Below are 6,062 nucleotides of genomic sequence, written 5' to 3' on the forward strand. Positions count from 1 at the left end.
AAGGTCTTTTTAACCAGCGGATCTTCGAGGAAGCAAGCACACGAGTTCTATACAAAGTTAGGTTATGACGGTGATTCGAGTAAAGCCTTTAAGAAGTATTTATAATTTTTGAGAGTTTTCGAAGACGAGGCAGACATCACATAACACCATATTCCGCAGCGGGGCGTTCGCCCCTTGGTCCGCCAAGAGTGAAGGGATTTCACTGCGGAGCGAATTCAGAGGTACAGGGAAGCGTTGGCGGACAACCATGCGAACCTAACCGCGCCGCGGCCGGCCCTTCGGGCCTTAAGGTTCTCGCGTTCGGGAATACATAAACGTTATGTGAAATTCCTTGAAGAGCGATAAAAAAGGAGGATCTATTTTTATGTCTTGGAAACAAGCTTTAAAGACATTTTATAAACTCTACTCAAAATCTAATCTAGCAAATGAATGGATTATTGTCGGATCAGTTGGATCTGTAATGCAGAAGGCAATAATGAATCCAAATGATTTAGATATATATGTTCAGAACATTGATGATGTTAAAGAATTAGCTCAACTACTGAATGAATTCAACTTAACGACTAAATCTAATCTTTCTTATTTTGATGTAGACTGGCTTTCCTCTAATGAGGAACCATACTTTACTCAAACTTTTCCATCTGGATTTACTTGGACTAAAGGTAAATGGAAGATTCATGATTTTACTGTGGAAGTGGTTCAAATATCAAATTCAGCTGGAATACCCGATTCGGTTAAAGGGGAGGGGATATGGGAAGGCGGTAAATATATTTGGGAATTAAAGAAGTATGTTGAATTTGAGAACTATGAAATACCAGTGGTTCCTCTTGAGATTCAATTGGAATCAAACATTAGAAGAAATAGACAAGATCGAACTGATGCAATTTTGAATGCATTAATAACAAATGGTTATGACAAAGAATTATTGGGAAAAGCATTATCAAATATAAATAGAGAAAAGTTTAAAGAATTTTTATAGCAATTCGAGGAAGTCAATTAACTTCACATAACACAATATTCACGCAGCGGGCGGGCTGTCGCCGTCCCTTGTCCGCCCGAGGAATTTCGAGGAAGCTGAGTCAGCCGGACATATCCAAGAAGCTAAGTGGCTGGCGCCACCTGGACCTGGCCGATCCTAAGTCGGATCGACCTTTGGAATCCTTAAGCTTCTCGGACGTCGTGTACACACGAACGTTTTTGAAATTCCTGAAAAAATAGAGTAGAGGTGATTTAATTGTTTGATTATACCAATACCACAACAGAATTATCTAAAAACAATGTTGATACAGCAATCATATCGGTTGGGGCAACAGAACAGTTTGGCCCTTACTTACCGATGCATTTGGATACTTTGATTGCGGAAAAATATGCGATTGCTTATGGAGAAACTCTTAATGCATATGTTCTTCCAGTTATGCCTTTTAATACTTCAGAAGAACATGCAAATTATAAAGGAACGGTAACCATAAGTCCCAATATACTTACATCAATGCTTGAAGAAATAATAGTTAATTTAAACCGTCAAGGTTTTTGTAAGTTTCTAATTTGCTCTGGACATGGTGGTGCGTATTGGGAAGGAGCTTTTATCAAGCATATAAACTTTAAGTATCCAAACATCGTGGTTATACATCCTCATCATCAGCCTGATGCTTGGCCAACCGCTATACAAGCTGCTGGCTTTGAAGGGATAGAAGAAATACATGCTGGATTCATGTCCCTTTGTACTGCATTGTGGTTATGTCCAGAAAAAGTAACGCTGAATCCGATGGGATCAGAGATTTCTGGCAGAAATCGCATTTTTGCGGATTTCATGGGGTGGGATAAGTTGACTACTGACGGATGTTGGGGGTCTTACACTCCAAGTGAACTAACAGTTGAAGAGATGGCTGAGAAAGGACGAATCTTCTGGGAGACGTTTATTGCAAAGAAATGTGAAGGTTTAAGAGAAGTATTGGATGAAGCATATGAACGAAAGAATTCTAGAGTAACTCAATGATGTCAGGAACTTCAGAGAACACCGCATTCACGCATCATCCGGCTGTCGCCGACCTCGGTCCGCAAGAGGAATTTCGGAGAGGTGAATCAGCGACAACCCTGCACTGGCTAAGTCCGTCGGACCCGGGGCATTCGCCCCTTAAGCCGGTGAGGTATCGTGAATACAAAGATGTTAGCCGAAATTACCGAAAACAGAGAAAGGTGAACAATGTCATGGATAATCAAACCCCAATTAGGCTTCACCCGGTAAATCTATAAACGGAGAATGGGTATCCATCGGAGATGTTACATTCTCGAAAGTGTCCAATAGTCATTGGTGATAGAAAGTGCTGTTGCAGAGAGCGGTCTCATCGAATGTTTTCTGGTTTAGATTTTGTGGTTACCGGTGTAGATTTGAAATAAAGTCGTACTGTTTGGAAAAAAATTGATATGATTATGTTACAATATATTACATTTGGCACCACAAACAGGGCGTATTGAGAGTATTGTGGTGGTGACAAGAAAACAGAATGAGTAACGCTAAAAATTTAAGTTATTTACACTTTGCTACGGGGGTACTTATGAAAACTCACTATTATTTAGGTTGGTTTAACAATTTTTTTCCGGAAAATCTGGGCAGAGTGTTACAGGAGGATATAAGTGATAGAAAATCGATTGCTATGATTAGCTCGAATCCATTTTTTTATGAAGATGATGGTTCTACTGAACGCTCGTGGCTTGACCAGGCCGGCATTATGTTTGATGAATATCATTTAATTAACTTTCGCGTTCAGAAGGAAGATGCCCAAACGTTAATTCAAAATGCTTCAGTCATTTTCTTGTTGGGTGGAAATACTATTAAACAAAATGGGTTTTTGATGGAATATGAATTGTCGGATTTGATTAAAAAAAGCAGAGCCGTTGTGATGGGAGCAAGCGCTGGTGCGATCAACATGTCCGCTAAATGGATATGCTCGAAAAACTTAGGCTATAAAGTTGAAATAAGCTCTGTTTACGACGGAATCGGCCTTGACGATTTTTCCGTCCTGTCTCATTTTGATCTTGAAAATAACATTGCGTTGGTTCAAGGCGAACTGTCTCACTTATCAGAAGAAATGAATATTTATGCGTCGAACAAAGATTGTGCTGTACGTGTAAAGGGAGACAAAATCGACATTCTAGGCAATGTATATCTAATTTCCCACTCAAAGATTCAGAAATTGGATGAGACGCTCTAATTGCGGTGAATGGCTATGGTTTAACTGAAATAATTTCTTTATGTAATGCTTCTATGTTAAACCAACAATTGTGGAGCAACAAAAAAATAATCAAAATTTTTAATAAAAAAATGAGTCAACTGAAAGTATTAAGAGCGTGTTTTGATCAATCTTTAGTTGATTTCCTGATCAATCTTATCTTTCCGGAAGATAAGTCAGAACAACGACGCCTGAACCGAATGTCTTTGTTTCCGCCAGTTTCAGCACTTTCTTATCGATCCCTTCTCCAAAGAGACGTTTTCCGTTTCCAAGCACAACTGGGAAAACCATGAGCCGATATTCGTCGATGAGGTCAAGCTGCATCAGCGTTTGAACGAGCGCGCAGCTGCCAAATACCAAGATATCTTTACCAGGCTGCTGCTTCAGCTTGGATATTTCCTCCATGATATTGCCCTTGATCAGCGATGAATTGTTCCATTCCACTTTTTCCAGGGTTGTTGAAACCACGTGCTTGGGGTAACCGTTCATCATCCGGCCATACTCCCCTTCTTGCTCGATCATATTAGGCCAAGCCGCTGCAAATTCAACATACGTTTCGCGTCCAAGCAGAAGAGCGTCGCTTGCTTTCAGTTCATCGAACTTGAATTGCTTTGTTTCCTCACTACGAAATTGGACCGTCCACTGTGGATTCTCCATGACGCCATCTAGCGATACCAACTCAGATACAACTACTTTTCTCATTTTCATTCTCCTTTTGTTTTATTCAATACTATCCGTCTGTCTGATTGTACGTTAGCGCGTGTAGTGCTGACATGTACCAGGTATTGTCGATGGACGCAATAAACAAGCCTAGCATTAGTCCCCGACGATATGTCCCAAATTATTTTTCTTCATTTCCACGACTTGGTTACACCTTCCGTGCAGTTGCATTTTTCGTTGATCACGAACTATATTTTAACATGAGACATGTGAACAGAAATTCTCATGGATTGCTATTCTCAAAAAAGATTGGTTACTTTAACATTGTTTACTTTTTGAATATCAAGTTAGCACCGCTACTAAACCTTTGCGGTCAGATCGCCGTAGGTGATGGTATCGGTGGAGATACAAGCAGTTAGCAGACGGTTAAACATCTGACCTCCAAACTGCCGACGATTGGTTCGAAAGCAGAATTCATTCAAATAGGATTGCAGATGCTTGGAATCTAATCCGTGAAATATGCCGCCAATAAAGGCTTTGGCGTTGGAAATCATCGTATGCAGCCACTTCAAGTGATCAGGATTATCCTTACTTGCATCTTGACGTATTGCGGTGCTCCTTGTTTATTGAGCGAAACCCCAACAAGCACTGGCGTTTGATCCGTGCCACGCCCACGTTTACCGCCTTCTGTTGGCGCTCCGAAGAATGCGTCATCCAACTCACGCGCAAGAAAGACGGCGGAAACACCGCGTTTATCGTGCGCTACAAGGAAAATCGCCCAAAACCAGGTCAGCAGCGGTGTATGCGATTTATGATAATCGTGCCGGCAGTTACAGACGCCTGATGCTTGCAGCCCATGCATTGATACAGCTTTCGGCTTTCTAAAAAATAGAATATACTGTGCCCGCATTTAGGGCAAGAGTAGCCGTTCGCCCATTTGGAACAGATGCTCGCGGCAGAGAGGCTGCTTTCCATTCTTTCTGAAGATAAAATGATAAATGGCCGAGCGACTTTTTAGTTCATCGTTTTTGATGCAAATGTAATTGAAGAACGAATTAATAAAATCTTAGCTAACTCGATTCGGCCAACATGGGAGGAAGTAGATAAGGCTATTAACCGTCATTTGGAATGGGAATACGATAATATTAAGTGTGAAACAATTGATAGAGGATCAATTAACCTAACGGGCAGGATAGTTCAAAAGTTTTGCGAATACCCTACATATGGACTTATTTACGAAGTTCGTGAATAAGACGTTATCGGAAGCCCCTAAATCTTATAAAACATAAGAAAGAGTATATCTACATAAAACCCATGCAAAGGAAGATGAGAAACATGGATAAAGGGAGAATTATATTTTTGAATGGTATAACAAGTTCAGGTAAAACTTCTATAGTAGAAGCTATGCAATCTTACTCTGAACCATTTTTTTATGTAGTTGCCAATGATCTTTTTGAAAATACGATTGGTGATAAACATCTGCAGACAGACTACTGGAAGTATCTAAGTGAAGTAATAATTATGATGTATCACACTGCAACATTATTTTCGGATAATGGAAAGAATGTTTTAATCGATGGGATACTTGTTGAAAGGCCTGAGTTAAAGCCACATTATGATAAAGTCAAAGATATTTTTAATGGGTATCCTTTGGAAATAGTTGAGGTGTACTGCCCTTTAGATCTTTGTCGTAAACGAAATATAGAACGTGGTGATAGAAGAGAAGAACAATCAGATGAGCAAAATAAAATAATGTCACAAAACATTCGCTATAGCTGCTCAGTCGATACGAGTTTGAATACAGCAGAAGAATGTGCAGAAATTATTATTACATCATTATTCAAAAAGAACGATAAATAATCGTAAATATGATTGATAGCGAATCAAAGAAGCCGGGGCAATCGGATAACCATGTGTTCCAGCTCCGCGGCTGCCGCCGCTCGGTCTACCTGAGGTATTTCTTCGAGGAAGCGGATTCAGGCAGACACATCGATTCCCCTAAGATAAGAGCTATCTAAGGGGAATTGACGGTCAGGAACACACAAACGTTATAGGAAATCAGCGCAAGAAATTAATTGATGAATTAACCTAAAGGGCAGTTATGCTTAGTGGAAATGAGCAAAAGCAGCCCATCCTCTGACGAGGAACGAACTGCTTTTTACTTTTCTATCT

At 40.2% G+C, this 6,062-nt stretch carries 5 protein-coding genes and 1 pseudogene; 4 read left to right on the forward strand and 2 right to left on the reverse strand.

The genetic code is table 11. The features are described 5' to 3' along the window. Positions 1 to 364: 364 nt before the first annotated feature. From ABEW73_RS33570 to ABEW73_RS33580, 3 genes are all read left to right on the forward strand, one after another. Positions 365 to 979 carry a hypothetical protein gene (locus ABEW73_RS33570; protein WP_430173840.1) on the forward strand — a complete coding sequence of 205 codons (615 nt, stop codon included), beginning with the start codon at positions 365 to 367 and terminating at the stop codon, positions 977 to 979. A gap of 255 nt (positions 980 to 1,234) precedes the next feature. Next, entirely contained in the window at positions 1,235 to 1,996 is a 762-nt protein-coding gene (locus ABEW73_RS33575) for a creatininase family protein (protein WP_430173839.1), read from the forward strand. Between the two features lie 559 nt (positions 1,997 to 2,555). Then, entirely contained in the window at positions 2,556 to 3,212 is a 657-nt protein-coding gene (locus tag ABEW73_RS33580; protein WP_430173842.1) for a Type 1 glutamine amidotransferase-like domain-containing protein, read from the forward strand. A gap of 174 nt (positions 3,213 to 3,386) precedes the next feature. On the opposite strand, the gene ABEW73_RS33585 is transcribed toward ABEW73_RS33580, so the two are convergent. Beyond that, on the reverse strand, positions 3,387 to 3,932 hold the full coding sequence (locus ABEW73_RS33585; protein ID WP_430173838.1) for a dihydrofolate reductase family protein: 546 nt from the start codon (positions 3,930 to 3,932) through the stop codon (positions 3,387 to 3,389). 317 nt (positions 3,933 to 4,249) lie between these two features. Continuing rightward, positions 4,250 to 4,848 (reverse strand): annotated as a pseudogene (locus tag ABEW73_RS33590) (transposase); the annotation flags it as partial. Positions 4,849 to 5,225: 377 nt separating this feature from the next. Between ABEW73_RS33590 and ABEW73_RS33595 the strand changes: the two are divergent. Next, positions 5,226 to 5,750, forward strand: a complete 525-nt coding sequence (locus ABEW73_RS33595; RefSeq protein ID WP_430173836.1) for a phosphotransferase-like protein — start codon at positions 5,226 to 5,228, stop codon at positions 5,748 to 5,750. Positions 5,751 to 6,062 lie beyond the last annotated feature (312 nt).

Origin of the sequence: Paenibacillus lautus (genome assembly GCF_050482385.1) — a bacterium.
GTDB lineage: Bacteria > Bacillota > Bacilli > Paenibacillales > Paenibacillaceae > Paenibacillus_AQ > Paenibacillus_AQ lautus_B.

Bases quoted from the DNA above. Each gene is read 5' to 3' on its own strand.
- ABEW73_RS33585 (WP_430173838.1), bottom strand. From the start codon at position 3,932: ATGAGAAAAGTAGTTGTATCTGAGTTGGTATCGCTAGATGGCGTCATG.
- ABEW73_RS33595 (WP_430173836.1), top strand. From the start codon at position 5,226: ATGGATAAAGGGAGAATTATATTTTTGAATGGTATAACAAGTTCAGGT.
- ABEW73_RS33580 (WP_430173842.1), top strand. From the start codon at position 2,556: ATGAAAACTCACTATTATTTAGGTTGGTTTAACAATTTTTTTCCGGAA.
- ABEW73_RS33570 (WP_430173840.1), top strand. From the start codon at position 365: ATGTCTTGGAAACAAGCTTTAAAGACATTTTATAAACTCTACTCAAAA.